Here is a 17,854-nt window from a genome sequence, read left to right as displayed (position 1 = left end):
CTGGGAGAATCACGCCCATGTCTGTTGATCACACGCTTGTCCGCGCTGCCATCATTCCGGAGCGCCCCTCGCTGGACGGCCTCGAGGACAAGTGGGGGCAGGTATGGACCGAGCAGCAGACCTACGCCTTCGACCGTGACGCAGCGCTGACGGGCGACCGCTCGCAGGTCTTCTCGATCGACACTCCCCCGCCGACGGCGTCCGGCAGCCTGCACATGGGCCACATCTTTTCGTACACGCACACCGACTGCATGGCGCGTTACAAGCGGATGGCCGGTTTCAACGTGTTCTACCCGATCGGCTGGGACGACAACGGCCTGCCGACCGAGAAGCGGGTCCAGAACTTCTACGGCGTGCGCGGTGACGCCTCGCTCCCCCACGACCCCACGTTCGAGCCGCCTCACCGCGGCGACGCCAAGAGCCTGCGTGCCGGTGATGCCCTGCCGATCTCGCGCCAGAACTTCATCGAGCTGTGCGACGAGCTGACCGTCGAGGACGAGAAGGCGTTCGAGTCGCTCTTCCGTCGCCTCGGGCAGTCCTTCGACTGGGACATCTCCTACCGCACGATCGACGACCACTCGCGCGCGACGGCGCAGCAGGCGTTCCTGCGCAACCTCGCTCGCGACGAGGCCTACCAGGCCGAGGCACCGGGCCTGTGGGACGTGACGTTCCAGACCGCCGTGGCCCAGGCCGAGCTCGAGGCGCGCGACTACCCTGGCGCGTACCACCGTGTGGCGTTCCACTCCCCTGCAGGACCGCTGTACATCGAGACCACGCGTCCCGAGCTGATCCCCTCGGTCGTTGCGCTCATCGCGCACCCCGACGACGAGAGGTATGCCGGCCTGTTCGGTTCCACGGTCACCTCACCGTTGTTCGGTGTCGAGGTACCCGTCGTGGCGCACCCCATGGCCGAGAAGGACAAGGGCGCCGGCATCGCCATGTGCTGCACGTTCGGTGACCTCACCGACGTCATGTGGTGGCGTGAGCTGCAGCTGCCGACCCGCTCGGTCATCACCCGTCAGGGACGCATCCAGGCCGAGACGCCGGAGTGGCTGGCCGGTGGTCCGGGTGCCGAGCTGTTCACCGAGTTGGCGGGCAAGACCGTGCACTCGGCCCGGGAGGTCGTCGTGGCCGCACTGCGCGAGGCCGGCGACCTCGACGGTGAGCCCAAGGCGACCCAGCGCAAGGCCAACTTCTACGAGCGCGGCGAGAAGCCGCTCGAGATCGTCACCTCGCGCCAGTGGTACATCCGCAACGGTGGCCGCGACGCCGAGCTCAATGCCGCCCTGGTCGCCCGTGGCGACGAGGTCGACTTCCACCCCGACTTCATGAGCGCCCGATACAAGAACTGGGTCAGTGGCCTCAACGGTGACTGGCTCGTGTCCCGTCAGCGTTTCTTCGGTGTGCCGATCCCCGTCTGGTATCCGCTCGACGCCGACGGCGATCCGTTGTGGGACAAGGTGATCGTGCCGTCCGAGGCCTCGCTGCCCGTGGACCCTGCCGCACAGGCGCCCGAGGGCTACGACGAGTCGCAGCGCGACCAACCCGGCGGCTTCATCGGCGACGCCGACGTGCTCGACACGTGGGCCACGTCCTCACTGTCTCCGCAGATCGCCGCGGGCTGGCGTCGGATGGATGAATCCGGTTCTGTCACAACCGATCCGGTGTTCGACAAGGTCTTCCCGATGGACGTCCGCCCACAGGCCCACGACATCATCCGCACGTGGCTCTTCGCCACGGTCGTGCGATCGCACTTCGAGCACGGCACGGTCCCGTGGACCAACGCCGCGATCAGTGGCTGGATCCTCGACCCCGACCGCAAGAAGATGAGCAAGTCCAAGGGCAACGTCGTCACGCCCGAGGACGTGCTGCGGGAGCACAGCGCCGACGCCGTGCGCTACTGGGCGGCTTCCGGTCGTCTGGGCGCGGACGCGGCCTATGACGTCGGTCAGATGAAGGTCGGCCGCCGCCTCGCCATCAAGGTGCTCAACGCGTCGAAGTTCGCGTTGTCGTTCGGGGAGGTCGAGGGCGAGGGCGAGGGTGCCGGTGCGCTGGCCGACCAGGTGACCAACCCGCTGGACCGGGCGTTGCTCGCCGGGCTGCGCGAGGTCGTCGAGAAGGCGACTGCCGGCTTCGAGTCCTGGGACTACACCCGCTCGCTCGAGGTCACGGAGACGTTCTTCTGGACCTTCTGCGACGACTACCTCGAGCTGGTCAAGGACCGCGCTTACGGCTCGCTGGGTGACGCCGAGGCAGCGTCGGCCCGGGCCACGCTGCGCATCGCCCTGGACGTCCTGCTGCGCCTGCTCGCGCCGTTCCTCCCCTACGTCACCGAAGAGGTGTGGTCGTGGTGGCACGACGGCTCGGTGCACGTCACGACGTGGCCGACTCCCGACGAGGCTGCAGTGTCCGGGAGCACCGGGGACACCGTGGACCCGGCGATGCTCGGAGCCGTGGGCGCTGCCCTGGCGACCGTGCGCAAGAGCAAGTCCGAGGCCAAGTTGTCGATGCGTGCCGAGGTGGCTCGCATCGTGCTCGGTGGCCCCGAGTCGCTCCTGCACCACGTCCGCGCCGGAGAGCAGGACCTCCGGTCGGCCGGCAAGATCACCGGTTCCCTCGACCTCGTCGCCGCCGATGCATGGGGTGCGAGCGACGTCGAGCTCATTCCGGTGGAGAAGCCCAAGCCGCAGTCGTGAGCGCCGCGCCACCAGTCCCGCGCCGCTTCCCGCCCCACACCTCCCAGGGCAGCCGACTGACGCCCGGAGCGGGAGGTGCGCTGACGGCATACGCCGTCGTCGTCGTGGTGCACCTCGGTGCACATCTGGCCGGTGCCGAACCGCTCGCGAACGCGTCGCAGTGGGTCGCCGTGCCGTGGCTGCTGCTCGCGCTCGTCACCCAGACCGGGTTGCGGTCGCGGCTGGCCCGTTTCACGGCGGGTGGGCTGGTGTTCTCGTGGATCGGCGACACGCTGCCGGACTTCGTGCCCGACTCGGTCGCCTTCATCGCGCTCATGGGTTCGTTCCTCCTGGCGCACGTCCTGTTCATCGCCGGGTTCTGGCCGTGGCGTCGACAGTCGCTGCTGGGGAGCCGGTGGGCGTGGGGCTATGCGGCATTGGCCGTCGTCATGGTGGTCGTGTGCGCGCCACGCGCCGGTGCGATGACCGTCGGAATCGCTGTGTATGCCGTGGCGCTGGCGCTGATGGCGTTGCTGTCAGCGGGTATTCACCGCCTGGCCGGAATCGGCGGCGCGCTCTTTCTCGTGTCCGACGGGCTGATCGCGGTGGGTGAGTTCGTGCCGTCCGTGGACGTGCCACTGCCCGGGTTCTGGATCATGGCGACCTACCTTGCAGCGATCCTGCTCCTCACCCTGGGGGTCGTCCGACGGCTCTCGTCACGCCCCTGAAGTCATCCGTGCGCCGTTGAGGGACGGCGACGCCGAGAAGGCACGCACCCGGCGATGCCCCGTGGGCTGGACGGCGAACCACGGGACCTGCCAACCACTGAGACCCAGCCGCCGCTCCACGACGGTGTCGCGACGCAGATGGCCAACGCGACCGGTGCCGGGGTCGTAGACGTCAAGGACGCGGTCACCGTCACCGGGCAACACGAGGACGACGTGGCGCGGCAGGTGGGCCGAGCCGACATAGAGCAGGCCCGGCTCCCCCTCCGCCACGACGTCGACGAGGTGGTCGAAGGCGTCCCTCAGGCTCTCGTCGGAGAGCTGACGCAGCGCCATGACGTCGTAGCGGGTGCCAGTGGTCGCAGCGCCGAACTCCAGCTCGCGCTTCGCACCCCACGGCGGCGTGCCCAGGGCGCGGGGCCAGGGAGCATTGACGCGGTGGGGCCCTGCGAAGAGACCGTTGGTGCGCCGCATGACAACGCGTTCGTATGCCGCGAAGCGCTCGGCCTCGGAGTTGCCCTCCGGCGAACCCGGCAGATGCGGGCTGCCGGTGCGTACCCAACTGGCAAAGACGGAGTCGACAAGCATGCGCGCGACGGTGAGGCAGGCCGAGCCACACGTCACCGGGGACTGCTGCACCGGGCCCGTGTCACCAGCGCGAAGTCGGTATGCCGTGGCCACATGGCCATCTTGTCTCTCACGTGCCCCGAGCGCCACCACCGCGCGACCTGGCTTTGCCGCGAAGGAGCATCCGGCGGCCGATCCGCCCGTGTGCGGCGCGACCGCGTCGTAGGCTCCTCGCCATGGGGCGTCGAGAGTGGGCATGGGCCGTGGGGGCTGCGTGCGCCCTGTTCCTCGCCGCCTGGGTCTCCGGCGCCGGCTCCATCTCTGCCTTCACCACCCAGGGGCTGTCTCCCGAGACGGACAAGGAGTTCGGCGAGAGCTTCGAGCCGGACCAGACCGACAACGCCTCGCGAGGTGGCGCCCGCGGGCGCATCGGGGAGGACAACCACATCGTCACGACCATCGTCGTGTGGACGCTGCGGGTGCTGTTGGTCCTCATCATCCTCACCGTCCTCTTCTTCGTGGTGCGGACCATCCTGCGCCGACTGGGCCGCGACCCCGTCTCGACCAAGGACGACGTGCGGGCCGGGCTCCTGCCTGATGTGCTCGTCACCGGACTGCGCGACAGCGAGGCCCAGCTCGACCGTGGCACCTCAGCCGAAGCCGTCATCAACGCCTGGCTCACCCTCGAACGCACCGCGATCACCGTGGGGATCGACGACGACCAGTCACGCACGCCCACCGAACTCGTCACCGCGGTGCTCAACGAGTACGACGTCGACCAGGGCGCCATCGAACGCCTGGCCGCGCTCTACCGTGAGGCCCGCTTCTCCCGACACCTGATCGGTGAGGAACACCGCGAGGCGGCACGAGCAGCGGTGCGGCAGGTGCGGGAGGACCTCACCCGACCGCTCCAGGGCCTGGGTCAGGACGCCCCGCGATGAGGGCCAGACTTCTTGACCTGTTGCGCGGGCGCGAGGTTGCCGCCGCGGTGGCCCTCGCCGCCTTCCTGGGGCTGGTTCTCGCAGTCGTGCCAGCTCTCGACCGTGTCTTCCTGCTGGTCGCCTCCGCCGGACTGCTCGTCGCTGCGGGGGCCCTCGGCGTGTGGCTCCTGCGCGATCACCACGAGCTCGAATGGACCACCAGCGCTGGCACCGTCACACGGGTGCGCGGCAGCGATCGCAGGGTCACCGCACTCGCCCGCACCATCGATGCCTCGCTCACCGGCAACCACGACGCGGCGCTCACGGTGCAGTCCACTCTGAGATCCCTCGCGGACGCCCGCCTCGCCCCGCAGGGCCTGACTCTCGACGGCCCGGGCGGAGAGGCCGAGGCGGCGCTGGGACCGGACCTCACGGCATACCTGAGTTCGCCAAGGCCACCACACGTCAACGCGGACGAGCTCGCCTCGTTCATCACCACACTCGAGGAGCACTGAGTGACCGAAACCCTTTCCCTGCATGACGTCACCGATCACACGGCGCACATCCTCGCCGCGGTCGAGCGGGCCGTCGTCGGCAAGCGCGCCAGCCTCGAGCTCGTCCTCGCAGGAGTCCTCGCGGGCGGGCACGTCCTCATGGAGGACTTCCCCGGCCTCGGCAAGACCTTGGCCGCCCGCTCGTTCGCCCAAGCGCTCGGTCTGGACTTCGCCCGCGCCCAGTTCACCCCCGACCTGCTGCCGAGCGACCTCACCGGTGCCTTCATCTACGACCAGCGCACCCACGAGTTCGTCTTCCGGCGCGGGCCGCTGTTCACCGAGCTGCTCCTTGCCGACGAGATCAACCGCACTCCCCCCAAGACGCAGTCGGCGCTGCTCGAAGCCATGCAGGAGGGGCAGATCACCGTCGAGGGCGAGACCTTCGCGCTGGCGCAGCCCTTCCACGTGCTGGCCACGGCCAACCCGGTCGAGTACGAAGGCACCTATCCGTTGCCCGAGGCCCAGCTCGACCGCTTCCTGCTGCGCATCTCCTTCGGCTACCCCACAGCGGGCGAGGAGTGGGAGGTCCTGCGACGCCGGGTCGAGCGACAGCAGGAGGCCCAGACGGTGTCGGCCATCACCGATGCCGCCGGGCTCGTGGCCATGCAGCGCGCCGTGGAGACCGTCACGGTGGACGAGGGCGTCGGGCGCTACTGCGTGCGACTCGCCGCAGCGACCCGCTCGCACGCGAGTCTCGTCCTCGGCGCTTCGCCGCGCGGCTCCCTCGCGCTCATGCTCACCAGCCGGGCGTATGCCGTGATCCGCGGCCGCGACTACGTCACTCCCGAGGACGTGAAGGCCGTCGCGCACGCCGCCCTCGACCACCGTGTCACGGTGCGGCCCGAGCTCTGGATCAACGACGTCACGGCGCAGAGCGTCATCTCGTCGATCCTGTCGACCGTGCCGACTCCCTCACCCACCGGGCGTGAGGTGCGGACCGGGTACGAAGGACCGTGAGCGACACCGAGGTCCGACCCGAGGCGCCGCAGGGGAGCCGCCTCTTCGCACGCTGGCGATCGACTCCGGCCTTCGCGCGCTCCGTCGTCCTCGCCATCGCGGTGGTCGGGGTGGGGGCGATCATGCGACGCCCGGACGCGGTGGCGATGGGAGCTCCCCTCGCCATCGTCGCCGTGTGGTCGATGGTGCGACGCCCGGTGCTGTCGCCCGTCGTGCACACGTGGTTGCGACACACCGTGCTGCGTGAGGGCCAGACGACCGCCTGGACCGCGACCGTCGAGGCCGGCCCAGGGGTCGAGGACGTCGGGTTCGCGGTGACGGAGACCGCGTTCACCCGCTACACGCCGACGAGCCAGTCCGTCGCCACCGGTGACGCGGGAGTGGAGGTGCGCCAGCTCGACGTGCTCTGCCAGAGCACCCGCTGGGGGCTGCGTCGCCTCGGCCCGGCGACCTGCGCGGTGAGCAGTGCGTTCGGCGCCTTCATCTGGGACCCGCCGCCTGCGCCGGGCGCCCTGGTGCCGACCGTCCCTCTGCCAGAGGCGTTCTCGGCACGATCGCCTGTCCCTGACCCCGACGGACTCGTGGGTCGCAGCCGCTCTCGTCACCAGGGCGACGGCAGCGAGATCGCCACGGTGCGTGCGTTCCGCTTCGGCGACCGCCTGCGCCGCATCCACTGGCCGGTGTCCGTGCGCACCGGCGAGCTGCACGTCACCACGACCTATGCGGACCAGGACAGCGAGATCCTCATCCTCGTCGACGCGATGCAGGACCTCGGGCGCAGCACCGGCTTCGAGGGCGAGGACAGCAGCCTCGACAACGGGGTTCGGGCGGCCGCGGCCGTCGCCGAGCACTACCTGCGCGCGGGCGACCGCGTGGGGCTCCAGGTGCTGGGAGCCCATCAGAGCCCACGGCTCTCCCCCGGACTCGGGAGCAACCAGCTGCGCCGCCTGCTCGACGTGCTCGCCCGGGTCCGCGTCGCCGACGGTGGTGTCATCGACGAGAAGCGCCTCCAGGGTCAGCTCCGCCACCCGGTGTCCGTCGGCACGCTCGTCGTCTTCCTCACCCCCGCCATCTCCGTCGAGGTGCTGGCTCATGCCAGCGCGCTCGCTCGCCGAGGCACGTCGACGGTGGTCGTCGACACGCTGCCGCGGTCGATGGCCGTCGCCCACCTCACCGATGAGGAGCTCAGCGGGCTCGTCCCCGAACACGAGATCTCGAGCGGAGCCCGCCTCGCGTGGCGCCTGCGCCTCATGGAGCGCTCGCGCGAGATGACTCGAACCCGGCTCAGCGGTGTCCCGATCGTCACGTGGATCGGCCCCGGAACTCTCGACCTCGTCCTGCGCGACATCGGTCGCCAACGCCGCTCACCACGGATGGTGTCGCGATGACCCCCACGTCGCAGAGAGTCCTGCGGATCCTCATCGCCGTGCCCTCCGTCGGGCTTGCCCTCCTTGCCGCGTTCGCTGGACCGCAGGGAACGCTCGTCGGCGCCTTCGTGCTCATCGTGCTCACGCCGTTCGTGGTCCTGGACCCGGCCTCGCGCCTCACGACCCTGTTGTTGGGACTGCACGTCGTGAACTGGCTGTCGAGCACGCCGGTTCCCACGACCACTCGCGACTGGGCCCTGACGTTCGTGGCGGCGCTCGCGTTGCTGACGATCCATCTGGCTGCTGCCCTCGCCTGCGCCCTGCCTCCAGCGGCGCCGCTGCCTCGGGCAACCGTGGTCCGCTGGGTCGGGCGAGGGCTCATCGTTGTCGGCCTGTCCGTCCCCGTGTGGGCCCTGCTCGTCGCGCAGACCGCTGACGCTCCCCCCGGGTTGCCCTCCATGACGTATGCCGCGGTCGCCGCACTTGCGATCCTCGCTCTCGCCTTCTGGGTGACCCAGGCGCAGACACGGGCACCGTCGGCCCCTGACCAGAGACCACGGTGACGGCGCCGCGCGTGGTGGGCGGGCGGCATACGCCGCAGGTCTGGGTCAGTCGACGATGGCGCCGAAGGCGTCGCGTCGGCGGGGTGTCGCTCAGGCCGTGCGCTTGCGACGCTTGGGGCCGGCCTCGCGACGCACGATCGTGGGCAGGACGTTCTTGCGGACGACCTCGTCGGTGACGACCACCTTGGTGATCTCGTCATCGCTGGGCACGTCGAACATGACGGGGAGGAGGACCTCCTCCATGATCGCGCGCAGTCCGCGGGCGCCGGTGCCGCGCGCCTGGGCCTGCTCGGCGATGGCGACGACGGCCTCGTCGGTGAACTCCAGCTCGACGCCGTCGATGCGGAACATCTTCTGGTACTGCTTGACGAGGGCGTTGCGCGGCTCGGTGAGGATCTCGGTGAGCGCCGGGATGTCGAGTGGCGACACGGTCGTGATGACCGGGAGACGACCGATGAACTCGGGGATGAGGCCGAACTTCATCAGGTCCTCGGGCATGACCTCGTGGATCGACTCGGCGAGGTCCTTGGGGTTGTGCAGCTCCGAACCGAAGCCGAGTCCCTTCTTGCCGCTGCGCGACTCGATGAGCTTCTCCAGGCCGGCGAACGCACCACCCACGATGAAGAGCACGTTGGTCGTGTCGATCTGGATGAACTCCTGGTGCGGGTGCTTGCGACCACCTTGGGGCGGGACACTCGCGGTCGTGCCCTCGAGGATCTTGAGCAGGGCCTGCTGCACGCCCTCACCGGAGACGTCGCGGGTGATCGACGGGTTCTCGCTCTTGCGGGCGATCTTGTCGACCTCGTCGATGTAGATGATGCCCGTCTCGGCCTTCTTGACGTCGTAGTCCGCGGCCTGGATGAGCTTGAGGAGGATGTTCTCGACGTCCTCACCGACGTAGCCGGCCTCGGTCAGCGCGGTCGCGTCAGCGATGGCGAACGGCACGTTGAGCATCTTGGCGAGCGTCTGCGCGAGGTAGGTCTTGCCACACCCCGTCGGCCCGATGAGCAGGATGTTGGACTTGGCGATGTCGACGTGGTCGGCGTCCTTCTTGCCGACACCCTCACCCGACTGGATGCGCTTGTAGTGGTTGTAGACGGCCACGGCGAGCGATCGCTTGGCGACGTCCTGACCGATGATGTACTGCTGCAGGAAGTCGAAGATCTCTTTGGGCTTGGGGAGCTCGTCGAGGCCACCGAGGTCCGAGGACTCAGCCAGCTCCTCCTCGATGATCTCGTTGCAGAGCTCGATGCACTCGTCGCAGATGTAGACCGCCGGTCCGGCGATGAGCTTCTTGACCTGCTTCTGGGACTTGCCACAGAAAGAGCACTTCAGCAGATCGCTGGTCTCTCCGACTCGTGCCACTTGGCTTCGGTCCCTTCATCAAGACGGTGGTGTTTCGCTCCACGACATCGGCGTGCCTTCGAGCCGACGACCCGTGGACGACGCGTCCGACGCTACCTCGCGGCAACGCCGACACCACCCATTGAACGCCCCCGACACGGCGCGAGTCGCCCTTGTCCGCTCAGGGCAGAACGGCGCCCGCTCGATGTGGCCCGGGCCGTTGAACGTTCACGCAGACGCTGAGTCCTGGGCTCGTCCGGGTCGTGACACGAGGGATCGGGCGATGGCGAACCCCACGCCTCCGACGACCACTCCGAGCCCCAGACCCAGGGCCAGGAACTGCCACTCCGGGCGACCGTCCTCAGCGTGGGGTGCGTCCTGCGCAGCCACGGTGGGCTCGGCCGTGGGACTGACGTTGCCGCCACGACCCACGGGGATCACCTCGCGACCCGGTCCCGTGACTGCCTCGACTTCGGTCACGTAGTCCGCCATGGCCTCTCGCGTCCCACTGCACAGACTGATGACCGGCAGGTCGGGTTCGGCCGGCATGAACACCGGACCGACGTCTTCCCGGACGAAGAAGACGTAGGGCAGGTCTTGCTGGGCCGTGAAACCACACGAGGCTTCACTGCTGGGCGTGCGCACTCTCTCCGTTCGGGCCGAGTCGCCCACGAGCCGCGAGTGGACGTCCACCGTGTAGATGGTCTGACCCCGGGCAACGCCCTCGCCCACCTCGACGTCCGTCACCGTTCCCCTGAAGATTCGGTCGGCGTTGCCGACGGCGCCGGTCATGTCGAGCTGCGCGCACGAACAGGCCCACGCGGGCGTGAGCGGCAGGCACACCAGACCGGTGAGCATCAGCAACGCGGCAGCCAGAAAGCGTCTCATTCCTCTCCGACGCCTCCCATGCTCACTCGGTTCCCTCACGCGGATCTGCAGGTCCCGCCTGCGCACGTCGCTCTCGCTGGCGCCTGGCGCTGGGGCGACGTGCCGCGTCGAGAACGACGTGCGCCACGGGTCACCCAGCGACGCTGCCTGACCCCAGGTCGAACCACCGCAGACGGGCCACGGGTCTGATGCCCACGGCCCCCAGACGGTGAAGCATCCGCTCGGGTCGCAGCGCGTCGACCCAGATCCACCGGGCCACGCGCGCGCGACTCCGCAGGCGGTCCTCACGCTTCTTCTCCTTCCAGACGATCTCGGCCGCCTCCTGCGGGCTGGCACCCTCGGGAACGCGGTACTTCATCTTGCCGTCGAACTCCCCCACGACGCCCTCCCACCAGAAGTCCGCCACCCCGGCCAGGCCGTCGTCATCGTGCACCTCGTGCTGCAGCTCCGGCCTTGGCAGGTTGAGCCGGAACATCTGGACGCGCGACAGGCTCTCGCCCGGCGACATGCTCAGGGGGTCGGCCAGGTCGCGCACCAGTGCCGCCCGAACTCGACCAGCGGCCCGCGGCGGAAGGGAGCTCACCTCGGCGGCCAACTCCTCGGCATCGCACAGCGCATGCCGCAAGGCGTGGTCCGCCGACGCAACGGCGGTGAACATGGACCCAGACCGAGCCAGGTCCACCACGGTGCGTGCCACTGGAGTCACCAGCAGACCCTGGCGTTCAACGGGTTCCACCTCAGCACCGAGAAAGGGACGCAAGAGGGTGGAGCCGCGCACCCGACGCTCCGTCACGTGATGCCTGACGAATCCGGGCCAGTCCTCGATGCGCGGCAGGCCCCACACAGCTGCAGCCGCCTCGACAGCGCACACCACTGGCTCCTGGAGTCGGCGCAGCAGTGCCGTGGCGTGGACGAAGGCGGCGTGCCTCTGCGTGGGATCGAGGGTCGCCCACAGTGCACCGTCAATCCAGACACCGCAGCGCACATGGTGCCAAGGACCTCGCGACGGCTCGATGCCGCTGCGACGCAGGTCTGACGCCAGACGCAGGGCACCCGGGTCGAACGGGAGGGGAGCAGCGGCACCGAGCATGCGGCCGATCCTGACAGGATTGTCCGCCCCGACCGCAGAGATTTCCACAGGCCTCGTGGCCATCCCAGACCTGCGAGGCCCGCCTTTCTCGTTCGGGCACGTCATTGTCGTCGGGACATGGCGTTGGGGCGGCATGCGCCAACGCGAGCGGCATGCCTGAGCGAGAACGACGTGCGGCGCCTCGTGGCGCCCCAGATCTGGCGCCCCAGATCTGGGCCCCCAGATCTGGCGCCTCACTGTGGGCCCCGACTCACCCCAGACGCAGGTATGCCGCCCGCTCAGTGAGCGGACGGCATACCTTGCGTTGTTGGTGACGCGGAGGATCAGACCTCGTTGGTGGCCTTGCGCGAAGCGAGGACCTCGTCGATCAGGCCGTACTCCTTGGCCTGGGCGGCGGAGAGGATCTTGTCGCGCTCGATGTCCTTGCGGACGAGTTCGACGTCGCGACCCGAGTGGGAGGCGATGGTGTCCTCGAGCCAGCCACGCATGCGCAGCACCTCGTTGGCCTGGATCTCGAGGTCGGAGGCCATACCGCCCGTCCCCTCGATCGCCGGCTGGTGGATGAGCACGCGGGCGTTGGGCAGGGCGTAGCGCTTGCCCGGAGCACCGGCGCCGAGCAGCACCGCCGCAGCCGAGGCCGCCTGACCGATGACGAACGTCTGCACGTCTGGGCGGATGTACTGCATCGTGTCGTAGATCGCGGTCATCGCCGTGAACGAGCCACCGGGGCTGTTGATGTACATGAGGATGTCGCGGTCCGGATCCTGGGACTCGAGCACGATGAGCTGGGCGATGACGTCGTCGGCGGACGCGTCGTCGACCTGCACGCCGAGGAAGATGATGCGGTCCTCGAAGAGCTTGGTGTAGGGGTCGGTCCGCTTCATGCCGTAGGAGGTGCGCTCCTCGAACTGCGGAAGGATGTAGCGGCTCGACGGGGCCGGGACGTTCAGGGCGCCGGGGCGGGTCGGGTAGTTCGCGTTCATATCTCTTGGGTCTCCTGGTCGCCGGGTCAGTCGGTGACCGGGTTGTCGGATGAGCTGCCGGCCTGGTCCGCACGCGAGAACACGTGGTCGACGAAGCCGTACTCCTTCGCCTCCTGCGCCGTGAACCAGCGGTCACGGTCGGAGTCCTCCTCGATCTGCTCCGGCGTCTGACCGGTGTGCTCGGCGATGAGCTCGGCCATCTGCTTCTTGATGTGCAGGAGCTGCTCGGCCTGGATCTTGATGTCGGACGCCGTGCCGCCGATGCCGCCCGAGGGCTGGTGCATCATGACCCGCGCGTGCGGCGTCGCGTGGCGCTTGCCCGGCGTGCCGGCCGACAGGAGGAACTGACCCATCGAGGCAGCCATACCCATGGCCACCGTGGCGACGTCGTTGGGCACCCACTGCATGGTGTCGAAGATCGCCATGCCGGCGGTCACCGAGCCACCGGGGCTGTTGATGTAGAGCCAGATGTCCTTGTCGGAGTCCTCCGCGGCGAGCAGGAGCATCTGCGCGCAGATCGCATTGGCGTTGTCATCGCGCACCTCGGAGCCGAGGAAGATGATCCGCTCCTTGAGGAGGCGGTTGTAGATGCTGTCGTCGAGCCCGAGCTTCTCGCCCGGTCCGGCTGCGACGATCTCGTTGCTGCTCACGCTGATCTGCTCCTGCCGTGATGTGGGGGGTCTTGCCTTTCGCAGACCTTAACGCGCAGGTCCTCCCCCACACTCCCGGTGCCGGCCCATGTTCGCCCTGAGCACAAAACCATGCGGCGTATGCCGCTCAGCTCGCTTCGCGTGCGGGCGCCGGTGCCGCTGTGGTCGCGTCTCGGGTGGGCTCGCGCACGCTCTCGAGGATGACCTGGACGAGCAGGGCCATGGTGCCGACGGCGAGCAGGCTGCGAAGGACGCCGACGTGGTCGCCGAGGAAGCCAAGGGCCGGCGGTCCGGCGATGAAGGCGAGGTAGCCGATGGTGGCGACGACCGACATCCGGGCTCCGGCACGGGCGGGGTCGTCGGCGCTGGCGCTCATGCCCACGGGGAAGCCGAGCGAGACGCCGACACCCCAGATGGCAGCACCGAGGAACGCCATCCACGCGTTCCCGAAGATGACGAGCACCGAACCGACGACGGCCAGGGCGAAGGTGGCCCGCAGGACCGGGACGCGCCCGTAGGTGTCGAGCCACCGGGTGCCGAGCAACCGGCCCAGGGTCATGAACGACAAGAACGTGGCGAAGGCCAGGACTCCGGCCCACGCGGGCAGTTCGTGACCCTCGACGAAGGCGACGGCGAGCCAGTCGTTCGCGGTGCCCTCGGTGAAGGCGGCGACGAGGGTGACGAGACCGATGAGCAGGGTGCGCGGCTCGAGCCAGGCCGACCGCGCCTTCGGGGCAACACCACCGCCGGCGCCACCCGAGACCTGCGCGGCTGCCGTGGAGGCCGAGTCAGACGCCGCAGCCTCCTGCTCCTCGAGGTCCCGAGGCAGGAACGAGCGCATCGCCCAGAATCCGACGACGGTCACGATCAGCGCCGAACCGAGCAGGTGCGGCAGCAGCGGGACGGACGCCCACGACATCGCGGATCCGACGAGCGCCGACGCGACCGTCCCACCGCTGAAGGCGGCGTGGAACTTGGGCATGATCGTCTGGCCCAGCAGGCGCTCGACGGACGCGCCCTCGAGGTTCATCGCGACGTCCCACACGCCGATTCCCGATCCGATGAGGAAGAGGCCGATGCCGACGACCAGCCGGGACTCGGCGAGGTCCACGCCAGCACCGACGACCGCGAAGCCGGCCACGCCGATGATCATGCCCACCCGGATCGCGGGCGCGATGCCGAAACGGTTCACGATGCGCCCTGTCGAGGGCATCGCGAGCATCGAGCCTGCGGACATCGCGAAGAGGGTCGCGCCCAGCTGACCGGCCGACAGGTCCAGCCCGGCCTTGGCGTCGGCGATGCGCGACGCCCAGCTCGCGAAGGCCACGCCCGCCAGGGCGAAGACGATGAAGACGGCGCTGCGGGCGCTGACGACGCGTTCGCGCGGCAGGGCGGCGGGGCTGGTCACGGGGCTCAAACTCTCTCTGTGTGCGGATGGCCGCTCCACTTCGTGCCCCGCACGGACACGGCGAGCGCTGTGGGGCATGTCCGTGCGGGGCACGAAGTGGAATGGATCGAATCGATTCGATAGTCTCGTCCCCATGAGCCCCTCGCGTCAAACCCGCAAGGTGACACTGCGCGATGTCGCCGAGCTGGCCGGAGTGTCGATCAGCACCGCCTCGCTCGTCTTCAGCGGCAAGGGCCCGGTGGCCGCGACCACCGCCGAGCGCGTGCAGGCTGCTGCCGTCGAACTCGCCTACGCCGGACCCGACCCCCTGGCGAGTTCGCTGCGCCAGGGTCGCGCCGGGACCGTGGCCGTCATCGTCGAGGACCGGCTGCTCCACGCTTTCCGCGACCCCTTCGCCCTGGCCGTGCTCGACGGCCTGGCGCAGGAGCTCGACGCCATGGGCACGAGCATGCTGTTGATCGCCGACCACGGTGACGCGCAGCCCCATCCCCTGGCCGCCCACGCCATCGACGCCGCGATCTTCCCCCTGTGCGGCCGGACCGACAGCCCCCTCGTCAGCCACCTGCTCGCACGTCACATCCCGATGATCGGAGCCGGGGCGCCTCTGCACGACGGCGTCACTCACGTCCTCGTCGACGAACGCGGAGCCTCTGCCGCGGCGACCCGGCACCTCGTCGACCTCGGCCACACGCGCTTGGCCCATGTCCTCATGCCGATCGGTGCCAGCCGTCCCACTCACCGCATCGCGATCGCGGAACTGGTGCAGGCGGCATACCCGGATGCACGGGAACGGGCACGAGGCTTCCTCGACGTCGCCGACCCGGTCAGCCCCCTCGTCGAGGCGGAGCAGCCCGATGTCGCCGCAGGCGAAGTGGCCGGACGACTCCTGCTCGACGTCCCCTCCGACAAACGCCCCACTGGGATCGTTGCGCAGTCAGATCTGTTGGCAGCAGGCGTGATTCGCGCGGCCGAGAGCCTGGGACTGCGCGTCCCGCAGGACGTCTCGGTCACGGGCTTCGACGGCGTCGACCTCCCTTGGCTGGACCGTCAGCTCACGACTGTGGTGCAACCGGGCGAGGCCAAGGGCCGCGTTCTCGGCGACCTCACCCGCCGCGCGCTCGCGGGTGAGTCACCGCGGAGCGAGGCCTTTGCGGTCTCGCTCCGCGTCGGTGACACGACCTCAGGACCCGGCTGAGACCTCAGCCAGCTTGGCGAGCGTGTTGTCGAGCTGGCCCTCGGAGACGAGCGGGAAGGTCACCTTCTGCAGGATCTCCTTGTCGGTGACCTTGGACCAGTCGTAGGTGTGGGTCACGAGCGTCTGGCCGGGCCCCTGCTGCTCCAGGCGCCAGACCCACTCCCAGCCGAACGGTTCCGTGCCGGCCGGAGTGGTCTGCCACGCCAGCAGGGAGTTCTCGTCGTAGCCCGTGACGTGGTTGTCGGTCTGGTAGTCGCCGCCCATGTGGTCGCCAGCCATGTTCATGGTGAACACGTCGCCGACCTTCTGGATGCGGTCGGCCTGTTCGACGGACCGGACGAAGCCCGAGCCATCGAGGGCCGGGTGTCGCTGCGGGTTGCTGAGCACGTCGAAGATCGCCTGGGCAGAGGCGTCGATCGTGCGGGAAACGGTGATGTGCGTGTCGTTGCTCATGCCTCCACCCTCATCACGAATCGCGGCGAGAAGCAACCTCTGACCTGCGAGAACGGCGTATGCCGGGTTCTCACCCTGCGGTGAGCACCCGGCATACGTGGTGGTTCTGGGTGAGGCGTCAGGCCTTGGCGGGCTCTTCGGTCTCGGTCGGGGCGGCCTCGTCGGCAAGCTCCTCGAGGTCCGCCTCGAGCTCGGGCTCGACGACGTCGGCCTGGGGCACGAGCTCGTTGAGGTCGATCGTCTTGCCGGCCGTGTCGGTGACGACAGCCTTCTCGAGGACGGCGGCCAACGCCTTGCGGCGGGAGACCTCCTGGACCATGGCGGGGACCTGGCCCTGCTGGTCGATGGCCTGGGCGAACTGGTTCGGGTCCATGCCGTACTGCTGCGCGCTCATGATGAGGTACTCGATGAGCTCGGGCTGCTCGACCTCGATCTCGAGCTTCTCGGCGAGGGCGTCGAGGAGGAACTGACCCTTGAGTGCCTTGCGGGTGCTCTCGTTGACCTCGGCGCGGTGGGTGTCGTCCTCGAGACGACCCTCGCCCTCGAGGTGGCTGGTGACCTCGGCCTCGACGATGCCGTCGGGCACGGCGACCTCGGTGACCTCGAGGAGGTGCTCGAGGACCTTGTCACGGGCCTGGACGCCCTGCTCGAACTTCTTGGCCTGCTCGGCCTGAGTCACGATGTCGGCGCGCAGCTCCTCGAGTGTGTCGAACTGCGACGCGAGCTGGGCGAAGTCGTCGTCGAGCTCGGGGAGCTCGCGGACCTTGACGGACTGGACGGTGACGGTGCAGTCGGCGTCCTGGCCCTCGTTGTCGCCACCGGCGAGCGGAGCGGTGAAGGTCTTGGTGTCGCCGGCGTTGGCACCGAGGACGGCGTCGTCGAGGCCCACGAGCATGTTGCCCGAGCCGACCTCGTAGGTGACGCCCTCGACGCTGTCGATGTCCTCACCGTCGATGACGGCCTTGAGGTCGATCGAGAGGACGTCGCCGGTCTCGACGGCGCGCTCGACGGCCGTGAGGGTGCCGAAGCGCTGACGGAGCGAGGTGAGCCGCTCCTCGATGTCCTCGTCGGTGGCCTTGACCTCGTCGACCTCAACGGCGATGCCATCGAGCTCGGGGAGCTCGATCTCGGGGCGCACGTCGGTCTCGACGGTGAACTCGAGGTCCTGGCCGTCCTCGAGGGGAACGGCGGTGACGTCGACGTCGGGAGCGCCGATGGCCTTGATGCCCTCGGCGTCGACGGCCTCGGCGAAGAAGCGTGGGAGGGCCTCGTTGACGGCCTCCTGCACGACGGCGCCACGGCCGACGCGCTGGTCGATGATGCGAGCGGGAACCTTGCCCTTGCGGAAACCGGGGATCTGGATCTGGGATCCGATCGTCTGGTACGCCGCGTCGAGGTCAGGCTTCAGCTCGTCGAACGGCACCTCGACGATGAGCTTCACCCGGGTCGGGCTGAGGGTCTCGACGGCACTCTTCACTTCAGGCACTCCACAAGGTGTTGGGATCACTGGATGAT

General features: G+C 69.0%; 17 protein-coding genes. 8 read left to right on the top strand and 9 right to left on the bottom strand.

The genetic code is table 11. From position 1 onward, the window contains the following. Positions 1–17: 17 nt before the first annotated feature. A complete protein-coding gene (gene valS, locus ACFQRE_RS14760; protein WP_380123640.1) occupies positions 18–2,696 on the top strand; it encodes a valine--tRNA ligase in 2,679 nt (892 codons plus the stop codon). Then, on the top strand, positions 2,693–3,403 hold the full coding sequence (locus ACFQRE_RS14755) for a lysoplasmalogenase family protein (protein WP_380123637.1): 711 nt from the start codon (positions 2,693–2,695) through the stop codon (positions 3,401–3,403). Before valS ends, ACFQRE_RS14755 begins: the two co-directional genes overlap by 4 nt. On the opposite strand, the gene ACFQRE_RS14750 is transcribed toward ACFQRE_RS14755, so the two are convergent. After that, positions 3,392–4,225, bottom strand: a complete 834-nt coding sequence (locus ACFQRE_RS14750; protein WP_380123635.1) for a hypothetical protein — start codon at positions 4,223–4,225, stop codon at positions 3,392–3,394. The two genes, ACFQRE_RS14755 and ACFQRE_RS14750, sit on opposite strands and share 12 nt — an antisense overlap. Here ACFQRE_RS14750 and ACFQRE_RS14745 point away from each other — a divergent pair. From ACFQRE_RS14745 to ACFQRE_RS14725, 5 genes are read left to right on the top strand one after another with little or no spacing between them, the layout of a single operon-like run. Continuing rightward, positions 4,204–4,908 (top strand): DUF4129 domain-containing protein, encoded by a 705-nt coding sequence (locus ACFQRE_RS14745; RefSeq protein ID WP_380123632.1) that lies wholly within the window; start codon positions 4,204–4,206, stop codon positions 4,906–4,908. The genes ACFQRE_RS14750 and ACFQRE_RS14745 overlap by 22 nt on opposite strands. Beyond that, positions 4,905–5,402 carry a hypothetical protein gene (locus ACFQRE_RS14740; RefSeq protein WP_380123630.1) on the top strand — a complete coding sequence of 166 codons (498 nt, stop codon included), beginning with the start codon at positions 4,905–4,907 and terminating at the stop codon, positions 5,400–5,402. Before ACFQRE_RS14745 ends, ACFQRE_RS14740 begins: the two co-directional genes overlap by 4 nt. Then, a complete protein-coding gene (locus ACFQRE_RS14735; protein WP_380123628.1) occupies positions 5,403–6,398 on the top strand; it encodes an AAA family ATPase in 996 nt (331 codons plus the stop codon). Further along, positions 6,395–7,786 carry a DUF58 domain-containing protein gene (locus ACFQRE_RS14730; protein ID WP_380123626.1) on the top strand — a complete coding sequence of 464 codons (1,392 nt, stop codon included), beginning with the start codon at positions 6,395–6,397 and terminating at the stop codon, positions 7,784–7,786. The genes ACFQRE_RS14735 and ACFQRE_RS14730 overlap by 4 nt, the downstream gene beginning before the upstream one ends. Further along, a complete protein-coding gene (locus ACFQRE_RS14725) occupies positions 7,783–8,328 on the top strand; it encodes a hypothetical protein (protein ID WP_380123624.1) in 546 nt (181 codons plus the stop codon). The genes ACFQRE_RS14730 and ACFQRE_RS14725 overlap by 4 nt, the downstream gene beginning before the upstream one ends. A gap of 90 nt (positions 8,329–8,418) precedes the next feature. Here the strand turns inward: ACFQRE_RS14725 and clpX are convergent, their stop codons facing one another. The 6 genes from clpX to ACFQRE_RS14695 all read right to left on the bottom strand — a co-directional run bounded on the left by clpX (position 8,419) and on the right by ACFQRE_RS14695 (position 14,691). Next, on the bottom strand, positions 8,419–9,693 hold the full coding sequence (gene clpX, locus ACFQRE_RS14720) for an ATP-dependent Clp protease ATP-binding subunit ClpX (RefSeq protein WP_009775476.1): 1,275 nt from the start codon (positions 9,691–9,693) through the stop codon (positions 8,419–8,421). Between the two features lie 207 nt (positions 9,694–9,900). Next, the gene (locus ACFQRE_RS14715) at positions 9,901–10,560 is read right to left on the bottom strand and encodes a hypothetical protein (RefSeq protein WP_380123620.1); all 660 of its coding nucleotides are present in this window, start codon (positions 10,558–10,560) and stop codon (positions 9,901–9,903) included. A 130-nt stretch (positions 10,561–10,690) separates the two neighbouring features. Beyond that, positions 10,691–11,650, bottom strand: a complete 960-nt coding sequence (locus ACFQRE_RS14710; RefSeq protein ID WP_380123617.1) for a hypothetical protein — start codon at positions 11,648–11,650, stop codon at positions 10,691–10,693. 323 nt (positions 11,651–11,973) lie between these two features. Beyond that, complete coding sequence (locus ACFQRE_RS14705) at positions 11,974–12,633, bottom strand: ATP-dependent Clp protease proteolytic subunit (RefSeq protein WP_380123615.1); 660 nt, start codon at positions 12,631–12,633, stop codon at positions 11,974–11,976. Between the two features lie 26 nt (positions 12,634–12,659). Then, positions 12,660–13,283 (bottom strand): ATP-dependent Clp protease proteolytic subunit, encoded by a 624-nt coding sequence (locus ACFQRE_RS14700; RefSeq protein ID WP_380123613.1) that lies wholly within the window; start codon positions 13,281–13,283, stop codon positions 12,660–12,662. A gap of 127 nt (positions 13,284–13,410) precedes the next feature. Then, a complete protein-coding gene (locus ACFQRE_RS14695; protein WP_380123611.1) occupies positions 13,411–14,691 on the bottom strand; it encodes an MFS transporter in 1,281 nt (426 codons plus the stop codon). 133 nt (positions 14,692–14,824) lie between these two features. Between ACFQRE_RS14695 and ACFQRE_RS14690 the strand changes: the two genes are divergently transcribed. Further along, on the top strand, positions 14,825–15,886 hold the full coding sequence (locus ACFQRE_RS14690) for a LacI family DNA-binding transcriptional regulator (RefSeq protein ID WP_380123608.1): 1,062 nt from the start codon (positions 14,825–14,827) through the stop codon (positions 15,884–15,886). Here the strand turns inward: ACFQRE_RS14690 and ACFQRE_RS14685 are convergent. Then, entirely contained in the window at positions 15,872–16,339 is a 468-nt protein-coding gene (locus ACFQRE_RS14685; RefSeq protein WP_380123606.1) for an SRPBCC family protein, read from the bottom strand. The genes ACFQRE_RS14690 and ACFQRE_RS14685 overlap by 15 nt on opposite strands. A 118-nt stretch (positions 16,340–16,457) precedes the next feature. Then, complete coding sequence (gene tig / locus ACFQRE_RS14680) at positions 16,458–17,816, bottom strand: trigger factor (RefSeq protein WP_380124288.1); 1,359 nt, start codon at positions 17,814–17,816, stop codon at positions 16,458–16,460. Positions 17,817–17,854 lie beyond the last annotated feature (38 nt).

Source organism: Knoellia pratensis (genome assembly GCF_042666395.1).
Classification (GTDB): Bacteria; Actinomycetota; Actinomycetes; order Actinomycetales; family Dermatophilaceae; genus Knoellia; species Knoellia pratensis.
This window is presented reverse-complemented; position numbering and strand designations above follow the sequence as displayed.